Source organism: Amycolatopsis sp. NPDC006131 (assembly GCF_040614175.1).
Lineage (GTDB): Bacteria > Actinomycetota > Actinomycetes > Mycobacteriales > Pseudonocardiaceae > Amycolatopsis_E > Amycolatopsis_E tucumanensis.
Genome location: NZ_JBEXTX010000053.1, coordinates 15,959 through 34,991 on the forward strand (window position 1 = coordinate 15,959; position 19,033 = coordinate 34,991).

General features: G+C 67.1%; 33 protein-coding genes. 24 read left to right on the forward strand and 9 right to left on the reverse strand.

Going from position 1 to position 19,033, the window contains the following annotated elements; genetic code table 11:
- Positions 1 to 155 precede the first annotated feature (155 nt).
- A complete protein-coding gene (locus ABZ215_RS24985) occupies positions 156 to 353 on the reverse strand; it encodes a hypothetical protein (RefSeq protein ID WP_354952005.1) in 198 nt (65 codons plus the stop codon).
- A 124-nt stretch (positions 354 to 477) separates the two neighbouring features.
- On the opposite strand from ABZ215_RS24985, the gene ABZ215_RS24990 reads away from it, so the two are divergent.
- Positions 478 to 678, forward strand: a complete 201-nt coding sequence (locus tag ABZ215_RS24990) for a hypothetical protein (protein WP_354952007.1) — start codon at positions 478 to 480, stop codon at positions 676 to 678.
- On the opposite strand, the gene ABZ215_RS24995 is transcribed toward ABZ215_RS24990, so the two are convergent.
- The 3 genes from ABZ215_RS24995 to ABZ215_RS25005 form a co-directional block, all read right to left on the reverse strand.
- The gene (locus ABZ215_RS24995) at positions 675 to 1,238 is read right to left on the reverse strand and encodes a hypothetical protein (RefSeq protein ID WP_354952009.1); all 564 of its coding nucleotides are present in this window, start codon (positions 1,236 to 1,238) and stop codon (positions 675 to 677) included. The two genes, ABZ215_RS24990 and ABZ215_RS24995, sit on opposite strands and share 4 nt — an antisense overlap.
- Positions 1,239 to 1,381: 143 nt before the next feature.
- Positions 1,382 to 3,379 carry a hypothetical protein gene (locus tag ABZ215_RS25000; protein WP_354952011.1) on the reverse strand — a complete coding sequence of 666 codons (1,998 nt, stop codon included), beginning with the start codon at positions 3,377 to 3,379 and terminating at the stop codon, positions 1,382 to 1,384.
- Between the two features lie 78 nt (positions 3,380 to 3,457).
- A complete protein-coding gene (locus ABZ215_RS25005; protein ID WP_354952013.1) occupies positions 3,458 to 4,513 on the reverse strand; it encodes a hypothetical protein in 1,056 nt (351 codons plus the stop codon).
- Between the two features lie 697 nt (positions 4,514 to 5,210).
- Between ABZ215_RS25005 and ABZ215_RS25010 the strand changes: the two genes are divergently transcribed.
- A complete protein-coding gene (locus ABZ215_RS25010; protein ID WP_354952015.1) occupies positions 5,211 to 5,453 on the forward strand; it encodes a hypothetical protein in 243 nt (80 codons plus the stop codon).
- A gap of 42 nt (positions 5,454 to 5,495) precedes the next feature.
- Here the strand turns inward: ABZ215_RS25010 and ABZ215_RS25015 are convergent, their stop codons facing one another.
- The 3 genes from ABZ215_RS25015 to ABZ215_RS25025 are packed head-to-tail and all read right to left on the reverse strand — an operon-like array spanning position 5,496 to position 7,078.
- The gene (locus tag ABZ215_RS25015; RefSeq protein WP_354952017.1) at positions 5,496 to 5,663 is read right to left on the reverse strand and encodes a hypothetical protein; all 168 of its coding nucleotides are present in this window, start codon (positions 5,661 to 5,663) and stop codon (positions 5,496 to 5,498) included.
- A 6-nt stretch (positions 5,664 to 5,669) separates the two neighbouring features.
- On the reverse strand, positions 5,670 to 6,866 hold the full coding sequence (locus ABZ215_RS25020) for a hypothetical protein (RefSeq protein WP_354952019.1): 1,197 nt from the start codon (positions 6,864 to 6,866) through the stop codon (positions 5,670 to 5,672).
- Positions 6,863 to 7,078 (reverse strand): hypothetical protein, encoded by a 216-nt coding sequence (locus tag ABZ215_RS25025; protein WP_354952021.1) that lies wholly within the window; start codon positions 7,076 to 7,078, stop codon positions 6,863 to 6,865. The genes ABZ215_RS25020 and ABZ215_RS25025 overlap by 4 nt, the downstream gene beginning before the upstream one ends.
- A gap of 397 nt (positions 7,079 to 7,475) precedes the next feature.
- Between ABZ215_RS25025 and ABZ215_RS25030 the strand changes: the two genes are divergently transcribed.
- The 11 genes from ABZ215_RS25030 to ABZ215_RS25080 all read left to right on the forward strand — a co-directional run bounded on the left by ABZ215_RS25030 (position 7,476) and on the right by ABZ215_RS25080 (position 12,641).
- Positions 7,476 to 7,715, forward strand: coding sequence for a hypothetical protein (locus ABZ215_RS25030; RefSeq protein ID WP_354952023.1), 240 nt, complete (start codon positions 7,476 to 7,478; stop codon positions 7,713 to 7,715).
- Positions 7,712 to 7,870 carry a hypothetical protein gene (locus ABZ215_RS25035; protein WP_354952025.1) on the forward strand — a complete coding sequence of 53 codons (159 nt, stop codon included), beginning with the start codon at positions 7,712 to 7,714 and terminating at the stop codon, positions 7,868 to 7,870. The genes ABZ215_RS25030 and ABZ215_RS25035 overlap by 4 nt, the downstream gene beginning before the upstream one ends.
- A 246-nt stretch (positions 7,871 to 8,116) precedes the next feature.
- Positions 8,117 to 8,857, forward strand: a complete 741-nt coding sequence (locus tag ABZ215_RS25040; RefSeq protein ID WP_354952027.1) for a hypothetical protein — start codon at positions 8,117 to 8,119, stop codon at positions 8,855 to 8,857.
- A complete protein-coding gene (locus tag ABZ215_RS25045) occupies positions 8,854 to 9,174 on the forward strand; it encodes a hypothetical protein (RefSeq protein ID WP_354952029.1) in 321 nt (106 codons plus the stop codon). Before ABZ215_RS25040 ends, ABZ215_RS25045 begins: the two co-directional genes overlap by 4 nt.
- Positions 9,175 to 9,418: 244 nt before the next feature.
- Entirely contained in the window at positions 9,419 to 9,826 is a 408-nt protein-coding gene (locus ABZ215_RS25050) for a DUF6221 family protein (protein WP_354952031.1), read from the forward strand.
- Positions 9,823 to 10,209 (forward strand): hypothetical protein, encoded by a 387-nt coding sequence (locus ABZ215_RS25055; protein WP_354952033.1) that lies wholly within the window; start codon positions 9,823 to 9,825, stop codon positions 10,207 to 10,209. The genes ABZ215_RS25050 and ABZ215_RS25055 overlap by 4 nt, the downstream gene beginning before the upstream one ends.
- A 49-nt stretch (positions 10,210 to 10,258) precedes the next feature.
- Positions 10,259 to 10,672: a hypothetical protein gene (locus ABZ215_RS25060; protein WP_354952035.1), complete on the forward strand. Its 414-nt coding sequence runs from the start codon at positions 10,259 to 10,261 to the stop codon at positions 10,670 to 10,672.
- Positions 10,673 to 11,147: 475 nt separating this feature from the next.
- Entirely contained in the window at positions 11,148 to 11,429 is a 282-nt protein-coding gene (locus ABZ215_RS25065) for a hypothetical protein (RefSeq protein ID WP_354952037.1), read from the forward strand.
- A 153-nt stretch (positions 11,430 to 11,582) separates the two neighbouring features.
- On the forward strand, positions 11,583 to 11,780 hold the full coding sequence (locus ABZ215_RS25070; protein ID WP_354952039.1) for a hypothetical protein: 198 nt from the start codon (positions 11,583 to 11,585) through the stop codon (positions 11,778 to 11,780).
- On the forward strand, positions 11,773 to 11,970 hold the full coding sequence (locus ABZ215_RS25075; RefSeq protein WP_354952041.1) for a hypothetical protein: 198 nt from the start codon (positions 11,773 to 11,775) through the stop codon (positions 11,968 to 11,970). Before ABZ215_RS25070 ends, ABZ215_RS25075 begins: the two co-directional genes overlap by 8 nt.
- 101 nt (positions 11,971 to 12,071) lie before the next feature.
- Positions 12,072 to 12,641: a hypothetical protein gene (locus ABZ215_RS25080; RefSeq protein WP_354952043.1), complete on the forward strand. Its 570-nt coding sequence runs from the start codon at positions 12,072 to 12,074 to the stop codon at positions 12,639 to 12,641.
- Between the two features lie 605 nt (positions 12,642 to 13,246).
- Here ABZ215_RS25080 and ABZ215_RS25085 read toward each other — a convergent pair.
- Positions 13,247 to 13,405, reverse strand: coding sequence for a hypothetical protein (locus ABZ215_RS25085; RefSeq protein WP_354952045.1), 159 nt, complete (start codon positions 13,403 to 13,405; stop codon positions 13,247 to 13,249).
- The gene (locus tag ABZ215_RS25090) at positions 13,402 to 13,575 is read right to left on the reverse strand and encodes a hypothetical protein (RefSeq protein WP_354952047.1); all 174 of its coding nucleotides are present in this window, start codon (positions 13,573 to 13,575) and stop codon (positions 13,402 to 13,404) included. Before ABZ215_RS25090 ends, ABZ215_RS25085 begins: the two co-directional genes overlap by 4 nt.
- A gap of 70 nt (positions 13,576 to 13,645) precedes the next feature.
- Here ABZ215_RS25090 and ABZ215_RS25095 point away from each other — a divergent pair, with 70 nt between their 5' ends.
- The 11 genes from ABZ215_RS25095 (at position 13,646) to ABZ215_RS25145 (ending at position 19,023) form a co-directional block, all read left to right on the forward strand.
- Entirely contained in the window at positions 13,646 to 13,801 is a 156-nt protein-coding gene (locus tag ABZ215_RS25095) for a hypothetical protein (protein WP_354952049.1), read from the forward strand.
- 44 nt (positions 13,802 to 13,845) lie between these two features.
- Positions 13,846 to 14,076, forward strand: a complete 231-nt coding sequence (locus ABZ215_RS25100) for a hypothetical protein (protein ID WP_354952051.1) — start codon at positions 13,846 to 13,848, stop codon at positions 14,074 to 14,076.
- 3 nt (positions 14,077 to 14,079) lie between these two features.
- The gene (locus ABZ215_RS25105; protein ID WP_354952053.1) at positions 14,080 to 14,322 is read left to right on the forward strand and encodes a hypothetical protein; all 243 of its coding nucleotides are present in this window, start codon (positions 14,080 to 14,082) and stop codon (positions 14,320 to 14,322) included.
- A 3-nt stretch (positions 14,323 to 14,325) separates the two neighbouring features.
- The gene (locus tag ABZ215_RS25110; RefSeq protein WP_354952055.1) at positions 14,326 to 14,595 is read left to right on the forward strand and encodes a hypothetical protein; all 270 of its coding nucleotides are present in this window, start codon (positions 14,326 to 14,328) and stop codon (positions 14,593 to 14,595) included.
- A 98-nt stretch (positions 14,596 to 14,693) separates the two neighbouring features.
- Positions 14,694 to 15,752, forward strand: coding sequence for a glycosyltransferase (locus tag ABZ215_RS25115; protein ID WP_354952057.1), 1,059 nt, complete (start codon positions 14,694 to 14,696; stop codon positions 15,750 to 15,752).
- Positions 15,749 to 15,874: a hypothetical protein gene (locus ABZ215_RS25120; RefSeq protein ID WP_354952059.1), complete on the forward strand. Its 126-nt coding sequence runs from the start codon at positions 15,749 to 15,751 to the stop codon at positions 15,872 to 15,874. The genes ABZ215_RS25115 and ABZ215_RS25120 overlap by 4 nt, the downstream gene beginning before the upstream one ends.
- Entirely contained in the window at positions 15,871 to 16,542 is a 672-nt protein-coding gene (locus tag ABZ215_RS25125; RefSeq protein WP_354952063.1) for a 2OG-Fe(II) oxygenase, read from the forward strand. Before ABZ215_RS25120 ends, ABZ215_RS25125 begins: the two co-directional genes overlap by 4 nt.
- A gap of 22 nt (positions 16,543 to 16,564) precedes the next feature.
- Positions 16,565 to 17,035 carry a methyltransferase domain-containing protein gene (locus tag ABZ215_RS25130; RefSeq protein WP_354952065.1) on the forward strand — a complete coding sequence of 157 codons (471 nt, stop codon included), beginning with the start codon at positions 16,565 to 16,567 and terminating at the stop codon, positions 17,033 to 17,035.
- A 271-nt stretch (positions 17,036 to 17,306) separates the two neighbouring features.
- Positions 17,307 to 17,822 (forward strand): hypothetical protein, encoded by a 516-nt coding sequence (locus tag ABZ215_RS25135; protein ID WP_354952067.1) that lies wholly within the window; start codon positions 17,307 to 17,309, stop codon positions 17,820 to 17,822.
- Positions 17,819 to 18,412 (forward strand): glycosyltransferase, encoded by a 594-nt coding sequence (locus ABZ215_RS25140; protein WP_354952069.1) that lies wholly within the window; start codon positions 17,819 to 17,821, stop codon positions 18,410 to 18,412. Before ABZ215_RS25135 ends, ABZ215_RS25140 begins: the two co-directional genes overlap by 4 nt.
- Entirely contained in the window at positions 18,412 to 19,023 is a 612-nt protein-coding gene (locus tag ABZ215_RS25145) for a glycosyltransferase (protein WP_354952071.1), read from the forward strand. Before ABZ215_RS25140 ends, ABZ215_RS25145 begins: the two co-directional genes overlap by 1 nt.
- The last annotated feature ends 10 nt before the right edge of the window (positions 19,024 to 19,033 follow it).

Here is a 19,033-nt window from a genome sequence, read left to right on the forward strand (position 1 = left end):
AGACGGGATGACGTGTTCGTTTTCGCCGTCGGATCATCAGGCGGTGAACAACGCCCGGCGGGATGCTCGAAGACTCGGCGCGGACGTGTAGCCCCTGGACGTGACTGTGGCCCCTGCTCTAGGGAAGGGAGCAGGGGCCACACGCACGTCTGGTGTTACCGCTTGTCGGTGCCGGCGCGGGCCGCGTGCTTCGCCTTGGCGATGGCTGCGGACGCCTCGAACGCCTTGTTGAAGCGGTCGCTGCCGCCGTGCTTCTTGAACTCGTCGGCGGCCTTGTTGAACTCTTCCGTCAGCTTCTTGATGTTCTTGCCCATGGTCTCCTCCTCGGTCGCGGCTTGTGCTGACACAGCCACGATAGCTAACATATGCTAGCAGTGCAACCAGTGGTAACTGTTGGTTGATCGATTGGAGAAGCTGATGACTGCGAACCTCATCCCTGTCACACTCGACCAGGACCCGGACGTGAGGAGACCCGCCATGACGACTCACATGAACGTCGAACTGTCCGTGCCGGTCCTGGACGTCGCCACAACCGCCGCCGCCCTCGCGGGTGTCGGCCTCCAGGAGTGGATCACACAGGCGATCGCTGAGAAGGCGTCCGCCCAGGCCGGGGATCAGGCGGCGGATTTGCCGTTCGACGACTGCGGGATGCCGAGCTACCACCGCGCCGCGGTCTAGTCCGCGTCCACCATCTCCTCCTCGGCCGGCACCGGTTCTTCCGCGATCGGGGTGGGGGGAGGTAGCTCGCCGATCCGCCGCTGTAGGGCGGTCCACAGCGCGTCCCGCTGCGCTTTCGCCGCCCGCAACTGCTCACCCAGCACGTCCGCTTTGAGTTGCCGGGTTTGCCGCACCTTCCCGCTGTACACCACACACCCGGCCGCGCCGGCGAGGAACACGACGCACCCGGTGGTGGGCCAGAACCCGCCGAGGGTGAGGGTGAGCAGGAGGCACAGCAGCCCGGCCGCGCCGAGGATCTTCGCTGCGCGGGTCCAGGCGGCGACTTCCCTGTCCGCGTCTCCTTGCGCCATGCCGTGCGCGCGGAACGCCTGGGCGACCTCCGCGTCGGCTGCTTCGAGGGCGGGGATGGTGCGTTCCACGTCGTGTTTGTGGTCGTCTAGTTCGGTGATGCGGTCCTGGTAGCGGGCCCAGTTGGGGCCGCCTTCGGCTTGGACGTTGCGGAGTTGGCCGAGGCGGAGCATCTCGTCGTCGTACCGGTCGATGAGGTCTTGGTAGTCCACGACGGGCTCCTAACGGTGTGTGATCAAACAACCAAACAAACACACAGCCCCTGGAGGGGTTGGTGGGTGTTTCGGCTGCGTGAGGCGGGGTTGGGGTGGGGGTGCAGTGTTTGGTAGTTTGGTTGTTTGATGACGGAACGTGGTCACGCGGCGGTGTATTGGTTCGCGTTGTCCCGCTTCACGCGCCCGTCTTCAAGCAGACGGCGCAGCGCGTTGGTGACGGTCTGCGCGGCAACGGTGTCATCCCCGGCCGCGGCGAGCGCGGCCCGGATCTCGGCGTTCCCCAGCGGCCCGGGCGCGCTGCGGATGATGGCTTCGATGCGCTCGTGCCGCGGCCCCGACAACACCGCCTCCACCTCCGGCTCACGCTCCGGCTCGGTGGGCTGTTCGAGGACGATCCCCGACTCCGCGAACATCGCGTCCAACGCAGCCGTGGTTTCTGCGTAGGCGTCGGAGTAGGCGGAGCCGTGTTCGGGCAGCATCGCCGCGACGGTGTTGGTGAGGTAGGCGTAGAGGGCGTCGGCGGTGCGGTGCCGCTTCGCGTAGTGCTCACCAGCGTGCCGCTGCGACCCCGGGTCGAGTTCGGAGTGGAAGTGGCGGCGCGCCCACGCCACATCCGACAGGGTCGCGCCGTCGTGGAGCTTCGGCTTCGACGGGTCGGTCTCCTGGATGTACTCCGACTTCAACCGCTCCACCGGCCGACCGTCGCCGGGCTTCAGCAGAAACTCGCCCTTGTGGCTGGGGATGGGCAGCTTCCAGTCCCCGGTGGCGCGACCGACCTCGGCGTCGTCGCCGGTGGCGAACACGGTTTGGGCCATGATGTTGGCGGAGATGTCGCCTCCGCAGTCGCCCCAGTTGTTGTTGGTGCCGCGCTGGGACGCGAGGTGCAGGAACACGAGCGCGGACCCGAGACCCTTGACGATGACTTCGGCCATCTGGCTGGGGGTCATTTTCCCGTCGCGGGTCACTGCTTTGATTTTGTTGAGGACGAGGAAGAAGCTGGCCTCGTCGAGCTGGACGATGATGGTTTTGAACCCGGTCCGTCGTTGGTGCGGCACCGACTGCCGCCACCGTCCGACAGCGATGGCGGCGGCGAGCATGTTCGCCGTGTCCTGCGCCCCGTAAGCGACCCAGTCGAACGGCAGCGGCTCCTGCGTGCCCAGATAGGGTTCGATCCATGGGCCGACCGCGTCGAACAGTTTCTCGACCCCGCCGACCCATAGCACGGCGTCGTGGCAGCGGGTGATGAGGGCCCACTTCACGTGGATCAGGGCGGTTTTCCCGGAGCGGGTCTGTCCCACGTCGGCCCAGTGCTGCGCGAGCAGTTCCGAGTAGGGTTTGCCGTCGAGGGTGCGGGCGATCGGGGCAGGGTCCTTGATCGACGCCCATTCGAGGGTGTCGATGTACTCGTGCACCGTCGCCAACGCGTCCACCACCAGCACGGTGATGGTGTATTGGCCGGCTGGGGGTTCCTTCTTGATGTGCACCCAGTCCGTCGCCAACGGCGCAGGAGGTCGCTGGCCTTGTTTCCGGGCGTCTTCTTCGAAGACCTCGGAGAACGCGATCGCGATCGGTTCGATGTCCTCCCCCGAGAGCTTTTTCGCCGCGTTCTTCGCCGTGTAGCGGGATGGGATGCGGACGCTGTAGGCGACTCCGATGACGCGGTCTCCGGTGTCGATGGGTTCCCAGCCGAGGATGTTGAGCCATTCGTGTCCGGAGCGGCGGAACGCTTTGCGTCCGGCGGTCATGACTTCGTCGTCGATCCGCGCCGCCGTGGATGCCGCGCTTTCGGGGGTGGCGGGTTCGAGTTCCTGCTTCGCCCTGCCGGCGAGCATGTACTCGTGCCCGCGGGCGACGGCGTACTCGGTGAGTGCCAGGGCGGCGAGGGCGAGGAGCCACAGGAGGTTGGGGCGGTACAGGTAGAGGCAGGCCCACACCACATGCCCGACCGTGGCGACGGTGATGAGGCGCGTGATGGTCTGCTTGTTCTCGATCAGCACGGCCGCGAAGAGGGGCGCGTTATTGACCACCTTGGAGGCGGTGGAGCACACCACCAGCGCGGCGGCGATGAGGGTGGGGATGGCGATGAGGGGAGGGGTGCCGGTGACCCCGAGGAGCACCGTCGCGACGAACGTGCCCACGATGGCGGACAGGATCCAGAACAGCTTCCGAGAGATCACCGGCTCCTCCTCTTCGCTCGCGGGGGTGGGGTGCTGGGGTCAGATGGCGATGGACGACGCCCGGTCATCCATCGAGGCGGCGAGGCCCTTGCGCTTCTCGGCGTCCTCTTCCTTCGCCGCGGCCTGCCGCAGCAGGTCTTCCGCGGAGGTGACGGCCTTCGATGCGGCGGGGTTGAGCGCGGTCTGCTCCTGGATCAGCCGGGCCTGCCGCCGCAGCTCCTCGGCCTCCTCTTCGAGCTTGAGCGCGTCGACCCGGGCGGATTCGGCGGTTTCGGTGAGGGACTGCCGGGCGGCGGCGGGGCTGGACTTGTCCACTTGCGCGGTGTAGCTGTCGATGTTCACTGGTGTCTCCTTGTTCGGTGCGGTTGTGGTGTTCCCCGGTCGTGGGGGCGTCGACCGGGGGGCTTGCGGGGGCGGGGAGGGGAACCCGGCGTCGTCCACGGGTGTAGGGGTGACACGCTGCGGGGCGCGGTTGATCTGCCGGACGGGCGGGCTGGGGAAACCCGCGTCGTCAACACCGCCGAGTTGTTTCAGGGTCTTGTCGGTGCGGCGGCGGTCCTTCTCTTCGCGGCGCGCTTCGTCCTTCGCGGCTTTGGTCGCGTCGTACGTGTTGCCACTGTCGCTGCCGGCTTCGGTGACGGTGCCGCCCTGGGCGGCGGTGTCCTTCCGGCGACGCCACCACCAGCGCTTCCGTGGCTTCTCCCCGCCGGCCTCGACTCCTTCGGACGTGACCTCCTGAACGCCGTCCTCGCCATGAACGTCCTTGTCCTTGGTCTTGCCGCGGTCCTTCTTCCGCCGGCGACCGCCTTCGCGGGTATCGTCGCGGCTGTTCCCCTCGTCGGCGGGTTTGGTGTCGTCCTTGCCCTTCGGCTTGCGTCGCCAGCCGCGTCGTCCGGTCGGCTCCAGGTCGCCGTCTAGTACCTGGTCGTGGCGTTCCTTGTTGTCGCGGTTGCGGCGGAACGGCCACCGACTGTGGCGGCCACCAGTGCTGCTGCGGTCCTTGCTCTTGGTGCCGTCACCTGGGGTGTCCTTGCTGCTGTCGGTGCCCTTGTTCCGGCGCGATCCGCGCGGCGGCTTCTTCCCGCCGCCACCCATAGGCGAGTCGCTGCCCGTGGTGGTGGAGGTGGTGTTGTTGCGCTTCCACGGCCACCGACGGCCCTTCCCCGCAGCCGGGGTGGTGCTCGTGGTGTCCTTGCTGCCTCCGGTGGTCTTCCCGTCCGGGTCGGTCTTCTTGCCCGGGGTGTCGGTCTTGCCGTGTCCCTTGGCTGGGCCGGCCCCGCGACTGCCCGGTCCGCTTCCGCGTCCCCCGCCTGGTCCGCCGCTGGTGCTCGCGGTTGAGGTGGACGACTTCCCGCCCGCCGCGCCCGGGTCTTTGCCGCGTCCCCATGTGGTGGGTTTCCACCACCGCTTCTGCCCAGCGCTGCCGGTGGTGCTCGTACGTCCACCGCCGCTGCTGGTGGTGGTCTTCCCGCCGCCTGTTCCCGTAGAGCTGCTGCCCTTCGTCCCGGCTGCTGTGCTGCTGGTGCTGCGGCCTCCTTGGTTGCGGCTCCAGGGGAGGCTGAATCGGCGACCACCTCGGCTGCCTCCGCTGCTGGCGCTGGTCCCGGCGAGTCCACTGCGGGTGGATCCGCGTCCGCCGCTCCCGGGCCGCCGGAACCCGAACCGCCCACCCCCTGCGCGTCGTGTCCCGCCACCCTGCCGTGCCCGGCCCCGGGCACCTCCTCCGCTGCGGTTGGTGGCGAGGCGGTGGATGCCCGCGCCGGCGAGCAGCAGGATGAGGAGCCCGGCGACGATGGCGAACACGGTCGAGTTGGACTGGTACACGGCTGCTCCCAGGGCGACGACGAGGGCGGGGATGGCCCAGATGGCGAGTTTCCGGATCGGCACCCCGGCGGGGGTTTCGGTCTTCGGTTCCGGCTTCTCGGCGGGCTTGTCCGCGCTGGTTTTGGTGTCGCTGCTGTTGTCGGGTTTCGGGTCGGGTTGGGGTTCAGGGTCGGGGGTGATGTTGGCGAACGCCTCCGGGACCCGACGCTGACTGCTGGGTGTGGCGGGTTCGACCATCGCGGGTGCTCCGGGGTTAGAAGATGCCGTTGGCGAGGGTGGTGAAGAAGACCTTCACGGCGTTGACGATGGTGACGATGATGTTGGCGACTGTGTCGGCGTTGGTGATGCCCATCCAGATGAGCCAGGCTCCGATGCAGAGCCCGATGATCCATTTCGCGTAGCCGATGATGGTGTCGATCATGGGTGGTCACTTCTCCTTGGTGGCGTCGTAGTCCTTGATCGTGTCCCGGACGTGGCGGGTGGAGCAGCGGAACTGCTCGGCCATGTACTTCCGGTCCAAGCTGCCCGTCGGGTTCCCCTTGGCTTCCGCGCGGGCGAGGTACCGCTTGATGCGGTCCTTCACGTCGTCGGGGCCGTTCAGTTCCGCTGCGGTCGGTTTGAACTGCACGCCGCCGGTTCCGCTTCGGGTGCTGGCGCGGTTCCGCTTCTGCGTGGGAACTGCGCTGGTCACGGTCGGTTCCCGCGTAACCCGGGTTCCGCCTTCCGCGGTCTTCCGCGACTGCGTCGGGGCGGAAGCCGGCGCGGCTGTGGCGGTGTTGTCGGGTTCCTCCCAGTAGCCAGCGAGGATCTCGTTGAACCGCTCGGTGTCGGTCCAGTCCACGGGGTGCTCGCGCACGTCCACGCCGAGCGCGGAACCGTCGTCGGGGGAACTCGCGGCGGGCTGCGCTTCCACCGCCACTTCCCGCTTCGGAGGTGTCTGGTTGGCGGTTGGGGTGGAACTGGGCGGGCTCATGATGCGGTCGAGGAGGGGGGAACTGATCGCGATGGGGATGGTCGGGTTCCCCAGCTTCCGGACGTACGCCATGCGCCACGCCGCTTCGCTGTCGACGGCGAGGCCGAAGGTGGCGCGGATGGATCCGGCTTCCTTCATGACCCAGGGGTGTTTGCGCCAGCGGAGCCACCGCAACCGGATCTCGGCGAGGGTGAGTCCGGTGGTTTGGTGGCGGGTGCGGTGCATGTACAGCTCCCACGCGCCGACGCCCATGAGGCTGCCGAGGGCGGAGACGATGCCGACCGCCCCGGCGGTTTCCTGGCCGTGGTCGTAGTTGATCCCGGCGGCGAGTCCGGCGAAGGCGAGCATGGCGAGTCGGTAGATGCGGACGGGTCCGTGGTGGCGGGTGGCGTCGGCGTAGAGGATCGCGCAGAGCCAGCACACCCCTTCGAGTAGCACTGTGGAGGCGATGGCTTTCCCGGCGTCGGGCCACTCCCATTTGCCGTTGGTGAGCCGGTCGAGGAACCAGCCCAGTTGGCTGGGGATGGCGACGGCGATGGAGATGACGACGGTGGCGATGGTCGCGATCAGCGCCCGGCGTTCACCGAGCTTGGCCCAGAACTGTGCGCGTTCGGCTCGTCGGCGTTGGCGGCGCGTCTGGTTGGGCTTCACTGCTCCTCCTCTGCGCCCTTGGCCCAGCGTTGCGCGGTGGTGCGGGGTATGCCTGCGGTGGCGGAGATCTCGTTGAGCGACATGCCGTGGTCGCGTTGCAGCTCGCGGATGAGGGTGGTGGCGCGGGCTCGGTCGGCGATGCCGCGTAGCTCGTCGATGAGTTGTTCGCGGGCGCGCGTGTGTGGTGCTTCCGCTGGGGGGCGTGGGGGCATGTCGGGAATGGTGGCAGGGTGGCCCATTTTGGGCCAGCGCGATCATGTTCCGGAAACACACCCGCATGGGTGGGTTTATCGGGTTTGATCTGCGGTTTAAGAAAGTTCGAAAAAAGCCCTGACCGGACTAGGTTTGCTGACTCTGTCACAAACTCGCGGTGCCGGGTAGGGCGGAAACCCCCGGTGGCGCTGTTAGATTCGAAAGACGTAGAAAGGCCCCGACGGGCACAACACCATCCGAAAAGGGCCCGCCGGGGCCGACCGCTAGCAAGGAGCGGCGTCATGGATCTTACGGAATGGTCGCGCGGGGTGCAGCGTCATGGGTGACCCTGCGAGATGGGAACCGATCCGGGGCGAGCTGTATTGGGCGTTCCCTGAGGAGGGCCCGACGGAGCGGATGCCGTATCCGCGTGGCGGGCGGCACGAGCTGATCGAGGTTGAGCACGAGGCGGGACCAGTCGCGACGGTGTGGCCCGAGGACGACGAGGAGGAGGACGTGGTGCCGGAGTTGGATGTGGTGGAGGACTCGGAGGTGTGGATCGCGGCGTGGCGGGAGTTCGACGAAGACACCCCGACCATGCGAGCCGTGTTGGCGGAGCACAACGCGCCGGCGGACCGGGCGGAGGAGGCGGCGTGACTGTCCGCGAGTTCGTTATGGCGCTGTCTTGCCTGACCATCGCGGGGGCGGTGTTCCTCATCGCGTATGTGTCGATCTCGTTGGGCATCGCGGTGGGGGTCATTGGCGTGGTGGGTGTCCTCGTGGCGTTGCTCATCGAGCGTTGGTCGTGGTGACGATGAGCTAGAGACGAGTCGGCCCCTGGAGGAAAGGGAGAGCCTCCAGGGGCCGTGTTCCCCGACAGATCGCCCACGCACCACGATCATCGGCCACTTTAGACCATTCGGTGGAGGATGATCGTGCACCACCCCTGCGGAGTGTCCTCATGCGGGCGACCCACTCAGGACGAGATTTGCCCGTTGCATGTGCGGGAGTTGACGTTGGCGCTCCGCACTCTCGCCGGTGACCCCGGTGAGCCGGGGTTGCTGGACGAGTTGGATGTGACGATCACCCGGCAGGGGAAGGTGGTGGGCCCGCCGGTGGGGGTGGTGGTGCGCACGAAGGAGACCCCGTTGCCGTTTCATGATCCGGCGTCGGAGCTGCGGATCGCGGTGTACCGGGATTTGTTGGCGTGGGGTGTGACGGTGTTGGATCACAATCCGCATTTGCTGCGGGTGCAGCGCACCGCGGTGGAGACCGCCGACTGGCTCGCCACTATCCCTGGCCTTCTCGCGAGCTTGCCGGGGGCTGGGGATATGCACGCGAACCTGCTTCGCCGCCGCAAAGAGGTGGAGAAGATGATCGACCGGGCTCCGACGACGGTGATGCTGGGGAAGTGCTCCGCAGTGACGGACGACGGCGAGTGCCCCCGCTTCCTGTATGCGGCGTTGGATGACGAGAACCGGCCGCCGCCGTTCGTGTCCTGCCCCTTGTGCGGCGCGGAGCACAGTGTGTTCGAGCGGCAACGTCACCTCGTGGCGCAGGGCCGTATCGCGGCTGGGACCGCCGCCGAGGTGTCCCGGGTCCTGTCCCGCATCGGGATCCAGATCGCAGCGTCCACGATCCGTGGGTATGCGCAGCGTCGGGTGTCGCGGAACAGCGTGATCGAACCCCGCATCCACGCGGTGGATGTCACGGCCGAGGGGGCACCGGTGTATGAGATCGCGTCCGTGCTGGACGCGTACATGGCGTCGAAGACGAAGAAGAAGGGCAAAGCGGCGTGACCCCGGATTTCAGCAACGTTCATCGGGTCCCGACCGAGCACGGTAGCGATGTGGAGCCGCCGTTCGACTACGACTGGGACGACCTCACGAAGCTACGATGGCATGCCGCCGTCGTGTCCCATGATTGCGCCGGACTACCGATCAGGGTGGAAATCGCGGTCACCTCCGTGCGCAGTGCGTCTGGCGACTGGCAGCGCGTACCGGGTAGGTACAACGTGCTCGTGGCCTCGTCGTCAATCGGGCCGCTGACGTATGAGAAGGCGTGCTCTTACCTCAGCGGCGTGCAGTGCGGGTGGGAGGTGGCGCAGTCGCAGTGACCAGTGATCGGGTTCGGGCAGCGGCCGAACAAGCAGCCACACGATTGGGGTGCACCGTCGAGGAGGCCCTGGCGGTGATGCGGCTGGCCGCGTCCGAAGCCGATGATGCCGGCGAGGCACGGGGGCTGCTGTTGATGCTGGGGATTCTTCCGTCGCGGTTTCGGTGGGTGACGGCGGATAGGTATGGGAGGGGGTTGCGGGTGAGGAGGGTACGGGTGGACAACGAGGCTGAGGAGGAAGCGTCGTGAGCGACCTGGTTGAGCGACTGCTGGCCGCGATCACCGAGACCGAGCGGGTGGCGGCGGCGGTCCCGGACTATCTCGCCGGTCCGTGGACGGCAGGCAAGAAGGAGGGCTACCTAACTGGCGACTACAAGGTGTTCGCCGCGTCCGGCCAGGAAGTGGTGGGCCCAGGCTATGAGGGTGGCGGGGCGTTCGGTGTGGAGGTGCGTGACCACATCGCCCTGAACGGCCCGGCGCGAGCGCTTCGCCGTTGCGCAGCAGACCGCAAGATCGTGGAGCTGCATGAGCCACGAGGGGTCAGGGATGTGGACTGCGGTGAATGTAGTGATCGCGACTATCCGGAGCCATGGCCATGTCCAACACTCGAGTACCTCGCCGAGGGCTACGGCATCACCGAGGAGGACGAGTGAACGACGAATCCATTCCTGCGCTGCTGTCGACCGCCCGAGTCTGGTGCCCGCACGACGGCTGCGACTGGACCAGCGGTGGAGACGGGGAGGATGTGCCTCGACTGTTCGATGCGCTGCATCAGCATGCGCAGACGCACTCGCTGTTCTATGAGGAGCCGCAGCGAGACATCATCGACGCGATCGACGCCGCGACCGGGTGCCAGCAGTGCGGTGGTCCGCTGGGTGAATCCCCGTCGGATGACTTCTGTTCGGACTGGTGTCAGGGGGTGTGGCATGAGGCGCGTGCGGAGCGGCTGACGGTCCCCCGCGAGCCGCACGGTATCGGCTGCTGGGCACCGCTCCCGGAGGGTCACTGTTCGGTGACGAACCCCGACACCCCGTAACACCCAGCTCGTTGGGGGCGAGTCACCCAGCGACGGATGGGAGACCGTGATGAAACTGGGCGCGCTGGCCGCTGTGACCGCCGCAGGCCTGTTGCTGGCCGCGTGCGGGGGCGAAGACCCGCCGGCGGCTTCTCCGACGCCACGCACCACACCAGCCCCCGTCACGACGACCTCATCCCTGCCTCTGCCGGAGACGGGGATGATGGACGAGGCCCGCGCCATCCTGATCCGCCAGACCGTGCCGACCGTCGAAGGGGTGGACACCCCACGGTTGATGAATCTGGCGGACTCGTTCTGCCGCCAGTTGCGCGGCTCGACCTCCGCCCGGCACGTGTTCGAATCCGCGCTCGATCAAGGCTTCTCGGAAGCTGACGCGTTCGGCCTCATGTCGTCGATTGTGGTCACGACGTGCCCGTCGGTGATGTCGAAGGTCACCCACGACGCGGTGGGCTGGCATCCCTGACCTGGCGTGTCGGTTGGCGCAAGATCTGCGCATCACCTAAATTGTGCATCGTGGACGTCTGTCTGCCGGGGGCGACCTCGGCACCCGGGCAAACCGGCACAGCCAGACGCACCCCCCCTGGTCTCGCCGTTAGGTAAGAGCTCCGGTCCGGCGCAACGAACGGCTTCGTGCGCGCAGGCTGAACAGCCGCGTCCGGGTCGCCAGGGCAATGCTCCCGGTCGTGATCCGTCACTGGCCGGGCTTAGACCAACGCAGCAGTTGGAGACGGTGGGACCGGCAACCGGCAGCAACCGGGGTTCCCACCACCAGGAAGCCCTCGGAGTGCGGATGCGCCCGGGGGCTTCCTGCATCAAGACGCACACCCTGCTGATGTTCGACCCCCTCCCTTGCGCGGGGGTTGATTCCCGGCGGGTGTGTCCGCGGCGGTCCGGCATGGTGCCCGGGGAGATCCCGGGACGGGGTTCGAAATCCCTTCATGAAACACCGGACCGCCGCCACTATTCAACCGACGGTGAAGGGGTGCGGCGTGGACGACGACCAGCCCTCGGACTTCAACGTCCACGTCCCCGTGATCCTCGGTGACCGCCCTCCGGTGCACGTCACGGTGCACTGCGGCCTCGGCTCGGACGCCGCCTTCGGCCTCTGGTGCGACCAACACGCCCTCCCGGGCCGCTACGGCGGCACCGTGTACGCCCTGTCCGAGCGTGGGGTGACGGTGATGGGCTGGTCCGACGGCTGCGACTGCGAGGACGACTGATGACTGTCCCACCCGCCGGCGAACCCGCTGTGCCGCGTTCCCGGGGCTGTGTGGTCGTGTACGACTCCGCAGACCGTTTCCGCGTGGCGAAGCTGCTGGGGCCGGAGTTCGACGTGTACACGGCAGCTGAGCTGCTCGCAGAGGAGGAACACGATGACCGCAACCCAGATGATCCCGCCCCGCACCTGGACCCTGCTCGACCAGCACCGCCATGACCGCAAGGCGTGGGTGTTCCTGGACAGCGAGACAGCCGGAACGGTGACCTTCAAGTCCCGGACCCTCCTCGAATTCGGCGATCCCGGGGACGACGCCCAGTGGATGTACACGGTGAAGGACCCCGCTGATGGCTGACACCTGGTACGCCGAGGGCGGCTTCCTCGCTCCCGGCGTGGAGGTCGTGAACAACACAGGGCGACCGATCCGAGTGCGCACCCCGATGGATCTCGCCCTGGAGGTGGAGCGTGGTCTCCGCTGGATCCACAACACCTACGGCGGCTCCGAGGGAGACGACAAACCCACCGGCCCGCCGAATGACCACTGACAGCTACTCGAAACCCGCAATAAACAGTTGACCAGCAGAAACACGTCCACTCGAAACCGGCACGACGCTACAGCCCGTGATTTGCCGCTGGGAGGTTGACGATGGGAGCCAACCCCTCATCCCGCGCGAACGCCGCCGACCGCGCCGAGGAACAGGTCCAGGCCTACAACCTGCGCCTCCGCGGCCTGAGCCTGCGGGAGATCGGCCGGCAGATGGGGTGTTCGCACGAGAAGGTGCGGCAGTTGATTGCGCTGGAGGCGGACGCCCGGGTGTTGCCGTTGGCGGACGAGTTGCGGAAGCAGCAGTTGGACCGGTTGAACGAGATGCGGTTGCGGGCGTTGGAGGTGTTGGAGCGGGAGCACTACCAGTTCTTCGAGGGCCGTGTGGTGCGGATGAAGAACGGGGATGGTGAGCCGGTGCCGGTGGTGGATGATTCGCCGGTGTTGTCGGCGATCGACCGGTTGTTGAAGGTTGAGGACCGCATGTCGAAGCTGCTCGGGTTGGACGCTCCGGTGCAGTCGGAGGTCACGGCGACGGTGGAGCACCGCCCAGTGGAGGTCCTCAGCCTGATCGAGCAGGCGAGGCAGCGCACAGCTGAGGAAGAGGCCGCGCTACGCGAGGGGCGGCAGCGGGTGGAGGCGGAGGCCCGCGAGGAGCACGGACCTGCCTAGTGGTGCCCGCCCATGCGCCACCCGATCCACGCGGCAGACGCGAGGCCGATCACGAGGGCTACGACAGTCACGGTGAGCGTGACCCACACTGGTGTGGTTGCGGTCAGCCAGCCCATCCCTGTCCTCCGTCGTCGCGGTCTGAACGTTCAGCTTCGAGCATGAGCCGCCGCGCTGTCTCCGAGACGGGCGGTGTCGCCGCGAACGGCAGGACCAGCACGTGTATTGGCCGTACGGTGCCGATCATGTTGGGGTGTCTGTCCCAGACGACCCACGCTTGGTCTTGGCGGGTGTGCCCGAGGACGGTGCCACGCCGGGACAGGTCGTGGCGTTCGACGACGCGGGCCCCTAGCGGGATGGGATGGTCTTCGAGGGGAGGCGGCTTACCCGCCTCCGTCGGCCGACGCCGAGTGAAGAGTTTCATCCCTTCGCTCCGTACGGTTCGGGCACTGTCGGTAGCTGCGTCGCTGGTGCTTCCCCAGCCCGTTCACACGCGGCGCACACCTCCCGCTTCTCGCCGGTGACGGGGTCGGTGGGGAGGTAGATCCGGCCGCCGCACACATCGAAGTTACGGCAGCGGGGCCACCGCTCCTGATACTCGTGCTCACTCATCGGTACCTCCGGTAGATCTCGGCCATCTTGCGGTGGTGGTCCGCCCAGATCGCATCTGTGCGGCGCTGTTGTCTCCGCGTTTGCAGGATCGTCGCTGCCGAGCTGGACGATGCGATCACGACCGTGATGGCGACGAGTAGTAGAACCTCGGTCATCGCTTCTCCTTCGCTCGACGTGCCGCGATCGCCTCGGACATGAGCTTGCGGGCCATCTCGGACACGTTCCCGTTCGTCTCCTGCTTCGCGAGTTCCGCGATCAGCCGGTGCGCTTCCCAGCTGATGAGCATGTTCAACGGACGCCGCGCGGTCATGCCCAACCATAACATGCGCTGACCTGCGGATCTGTGACCGACACGTGCCGATTCCCCACCGGCCGGAAAGAAGGGAACCACGATCATGAACCTGTACGACCTGATGATCGCGCTCGGTCTGTTCGCCGGTGTGATCACCCTCGCCGTCGAACCCCGCCCCGGCCGCATCCTCGGCTTCGCCCTTTCCGCCGCCTGCTTCTTCATCGCGGCGCTCGCCGCCGGCGGCGTCATCCACACCTGACTCGCCATCCACCCGCACCCGATCCCGTTTGGAGCTGACCTGCCATGACCCACCCCGCTTCCCCGCGTGAGTGCCCGAACTGCCACGACTACCTGTTGCTGTCCGAGCCGAACTGGGTCGACGGTGAGGTGAAGGGCGAGGTCGATGTGTGTCGCCACTGCGGCCCCCTCAACGCGAACATCAAGCCCGACCCGAAGGCGACGGGCGAGGACAAGGACGTGGTGACCGAGGCCGACGACAAGCCTGCGGCGCGCAAGACCACCGCGAAGAAGTAGCCCGTGCTGTCCCGCCTCTTCGCCCCACCGCACGGCAAATCGCAGGCGTCTGTCGAAGCGGAGCCGCAGGCCATCGCTCGATATCGGGAGGCGACGAGAGTGCTCACCGAAGCCGACCGCGCTTGGTTGCGTGCGCGCGGGTGGCGCGACAACAGTCCCAAGCCCTACCCTGAGCACGGCTTCACCGCCGAGCACTTCGAGCCTGTCTACCGGCTGGCCGGTGGCCGATCCGCCAGCGGGACGTGAGCGATGCCGTCACGCCTGCCACTCACACCTCACGGCAAACAGCTGTGGGACTGGCTGATCGGCGAGGGCCAGAAAGAGTACATCGGCAAACCGCACCCGTGGACCGCGCTGTACCGGTTCCTGATCAAGCACGGTGTGCCGCCGGAACAGGCTGAAGGTCTCGCCACCAACGTCCTGATGGCCACCCCGGCCGGGCGGGCAGCGTTCAAGGCCGGGCACTCGGGTCACAAGACGATCGGGCAACGGGTCGTCGAAGGACGGCGGAAGAAGTAACGCCAAACGCCGCTCGCGTTCATTTCGACCCTGAGTTTTAAACGCCCCCGCAGCTCGATCACTGCGGGTTCGAGGCCCCCACGTCTACCTCCATGGGCGTGGGGGCCTTCTCCATGGAGGAAAAGTTGAAGACCTTCTACTGGATCGCGGACCGAAGCGGGTGCGCCCACTACCGGTGTGTTCTGCCCGGGATCGAACTCGCCAACCGCGGCCACCACGTCGCCGTCGACCACCAAATGCCCCAGTGGGTGCGTGAGGGTGGCTGTGATGTGGTGGTGGCGCAACGCACCTGCATGCCCGGCCCCACAAAGGTGTGGCAGGAAATGGCCCGCGCCGGCCAGTCGAAGTTGGTGTTCGAGATCGACGACGACCTTCTGCACGTCGACCCGTCGAACCGGGACGCCTACGACTTCTACAGCCTCGGCCTGCTCCGCGGCCCCGGCGGAACGATCCTCGAGCGGGACATCCCCGTCGCCCAAAACCTGATCGACAACATCACCGTCGCCGACCTCGTCACCGTCACCACAGAACCGCTCGCCGATCTGGTCGCCCAGTGGAACCGCAACGTGGTGGTGCTGCCGAACATGATCCGGCAGTGGATGCTCGAGCAGCCCATGCCGAACCAGGACACCGAGCGGGTGACGATCGGGTGGGCCGGTTCCCCCACGCATGACCGCGACTTCGGCGAAGTCGCGAAACCGTTGAAACGGGTCCTGCAACGCTTCGGAGCCGCCACCGAGTTCCACTGCATGGGGGCCGACTACACGGCCCGAGTCGCGAGCCGCAAAGGCCGCACACGGTTCACCGGGTGGGTGCACGGGGTGGGTGCGTACCTGCAACACGTGGACTTTCACATCGGCATCGCCCCACTGCGCCCCTCGACGTTCACGAACTGCAAGTCGGACTTGAAGCTGCTGGAGTACGCGGCGCTGGGGATTCCCGCGGTCGTGTCGGACACCGGGCCCTATGCCCGCGCGGTCGCGGCTGGCGCACCGGCCCGGACCGCGGTGACGCACCGCGAGTGGGAACAGGCGCTCGTCGACTTGATCCAGTCCCCCGCCGATCGGGAGCAGTTGGGGAAGGAAGCCAGAGAGTGGGCCTCCACCCGCACCATCGAAGCCAACGCGTGGCGCTGGGAGGAGGCATACCAGTCATGAACCACCTCACCGACGCCATGTCCCGCGACTGGGGTGTGTCCCCGATGCAGGCCCAGTTGCGGTTCCTCACCGAAGCCCTGATCGTGCTGATCCTCACCGGACTGTGGGAGCCCAACCAGTGAACCCCGACCACGACACCATCGCCGAGTGGGCCGAACGGTTCCGCAACGCGAAGCCGTTCCCGCACCTCGTGCTCGACAACATCTGGGACAACAGCCAGCTCGAAGAGGTCGCGGCCGAGTTCCCCGAACCCGACGACGGGCGGTGGATCACCTACCCCGATCCGAAGGAGTGGGGGAAGCGGTGCGGCGGCCCGAACATGTGGGGCACCCGCACCCGGGCGTGGTTCGACACGATGCGCACCCCCGAGATCGCCGACCTGCTGGAGCAGGTCACCGGGATCGCGCCGCTCACACCTGATGACATCGGTGGCGGCATGCACATGACCACCGAAGGCGGACGGTTGGCGTCGCACGTGGACTTCAACATCCACCCCACCAACCCCGCCCTGGAACGGCGCATCAACCTGCTCGTGTTCCTCAACCCCGGCTGGCGGAAGGAGTGGGGCGGCACCCTGCTGCTGGGGGAACACCGCGAGGTTGAGGTGGTGCCGGAGTTCAACCGCACCGTCCTGTTCGCCACCAGTGACCGCTCGTGGCACGGCCACCCTGACCCGATCGTCGGGGATCACCGCCGCAAGAGCCTGGCGTGCTACTTCTACGCCCCCGCCCGCGCAACAGCGGCTGAGGCGCATTCGACGGTGTGGCAGGAGGACGCTGGTGCACGTTGAGGCCCTGGACGGCGCACGCCGCATGCTCGACGCCGCCGGCCTCGACACCACCGCCCCCGTGGACGCGCTGGATCTGGGTGGCGCGGACATCAACGGCACCGCCCGCCATCTCCTCCCCAACGCCACATGGACCGGCCTGGACATCCAGCCGGGGCCAGGTGTGGACATCGTCGCCGATGCGACCACCTGGCAGCCGGACCGCGTGTTCGACGTGGTGGTGTGCACCGAGCTGTTGGAGCACGTGCAGAACTGGCGGGCCGTGCTCGCCACCGCCCACGCCGCCCTCCGCGCTGGTGGGGTTCTGGTCCTCACCTGCGCATCCAACGGTCGCCGCCCACACGGCGCACGTGGCGACATGGATCCCGCACCGGGCGAGTGGTACGGCAACGTGGACTGGGAAGACATCGGCGACGAACTCGCCCACCTGTTTACCGAGTACCAGGTGGTGTTCAACCCCAACCCGGGCGACTGTTACGCGTGGGGGCGGAAGTGACCGAGATGCGCGTCTGGAGCGAGGGTGACGCGGAACCGGATGATGCGCTTCGCGTGAGGGATCGCTGGGGAGATGTGTGGTACTACGGTGGCTTGTGGTGGGTGCCCTACACCAACCGTCGTGGCCGTTGGTCCTCCGTGCTTGCAGAGTTCGGACCACTGACCGAGGTTGGGGTGGACGAGCCGTGATCCCCACCTACGCTGTCATCCCCACCAGGGGTAGGGACACGCTCGACGCGTGTGTCGGGGCGATCCGGCCGCAGGTGAACCGGGTGATCCTCGTCGATACCGGAGCCGCCACCCCACTCCCGGACACCGGCACCCCGCACATCCGCGACGACAGGCAGCCGCGCAACATTTCCCGTTGGTGGAACCTCGGTATCCGCCGCGCCAACCGCCTCGCCCAGCAGGACCACGACGCCACCGAGTGGAACATCGTGGTCCTCAACGACGACTGTATCGTTCCCGCCGGGTGGGTGTCGGCGATGTCCACGGAGATGCGCGCCTCCTCCGCTACGCTGGCCTACCCCCGCATGTGGCACAAGATCACTGGGTATGCGTTCATGCTCCGCGGTGAACACCAGCTACGGGCTGACGAAACCCTGGTGTGGTGGTACGGGGACGACGACCTTGAATACCAGGCGCGCGCCGCAGGTGGTGTCGCTGTCGTGGCAACCATGGTGGATCACCGGCACCCGGACGAGCAAACCTATGCGGACCCGGAGTTGATGGCGCAGGCGGAGCGGGACGCGAAGACGTTCCAGGCGAAATGGGGGAGGATGCCGTGACCGACGACATCACGGTGGTGATCCCCTCGATCCCGCCGAGGGCGAAACAGTTGCGCCGCGCGATCCACTCCGTCACGCTCCAAACACTGCCGGCGGCTGCGATCGTGGTGGAGGTCGACCGCAACCACGAAGGCGCAGCCGTGACCCGGCACCGCGGGCTGATGAAGGTCGACACCGGGTGGGTGGCGTTCCTCGACGACGATGACACCTTCGACCCGACACACCTGGAAACACTCCACGCCACCGCTGTCGAGTACAGCGCCGACTACGTGTGGTCGCGGTTCCGGATCGGCTACCCCGACGGTTCAACCGTCCCCGGGCCCGCCCCGCTCGGACCGGGAAGCTTCCAGCAGTGGAACGACACCCAACCCGCCCACACCACGATCACCACCCTTGTGCGCACCAAACTCGCCCAAGCGGTCGGGTTCGTGAACCATCCCGACGCGAACGACCAGTGGCCCGGTGAGGACTGGAACTTCACCCTCCGCTGCCGCGCTGAAGGTGGGGTGTTCCGCCACGCCCCCGTGGTGACGTGGACGTGGCATCACCACGGCCGTAACACATCCGGACTACCCACCAGGTGGAGCTGATGAACGACATCACCGTCGTTGTCCCGACGATCCCGATCCGCGGCAAGATGCTCGGACGGGCGTTGACGTCGATCCGCCAACAGACGCTCCCACCGGCGGCGATCGTCGTGGAGTACGACCACGATAGGACCGGTTCCGCCGCCACCCGCAACCGCGCTCTGGCGAAGGTGGACACGGAGTGGGTGGCGTGGCTGGACGACGACGATCAGTTCCTTGCGCACCACTTGGAGACCCTTCGCGGTGCGGCAGCCAAGTACGACGCTGATGTCGTCTACTCGCTGCCCCGCGTCCTCGATGCCGCCGGCAACCAGGTACCACGCGCGCACGACTGGGGCGGCGGGCCTGTCTTCGACTCCGAGTACCTGAAGCGCAAGGCTCACATTCAGACCACGTCGCTGGTGAAGACGGAGTGGGCGCGCAAGGTCGGTGGGTTCAAGTTCATCACCGACTCCACAGGGGCGGTGAACGACGACCACGGCTTCTACCTTGCGCTGTACGAAGCCGGGGCGAGGTTCCACCACGTGCATGAAGAGACGTTCATCTGGACACACCACGGGTACGGAACCCCGGGGGTGCCGGGCAACACCAGTGGCCAGCCGGACCGTTGGTGACCATCAGTAG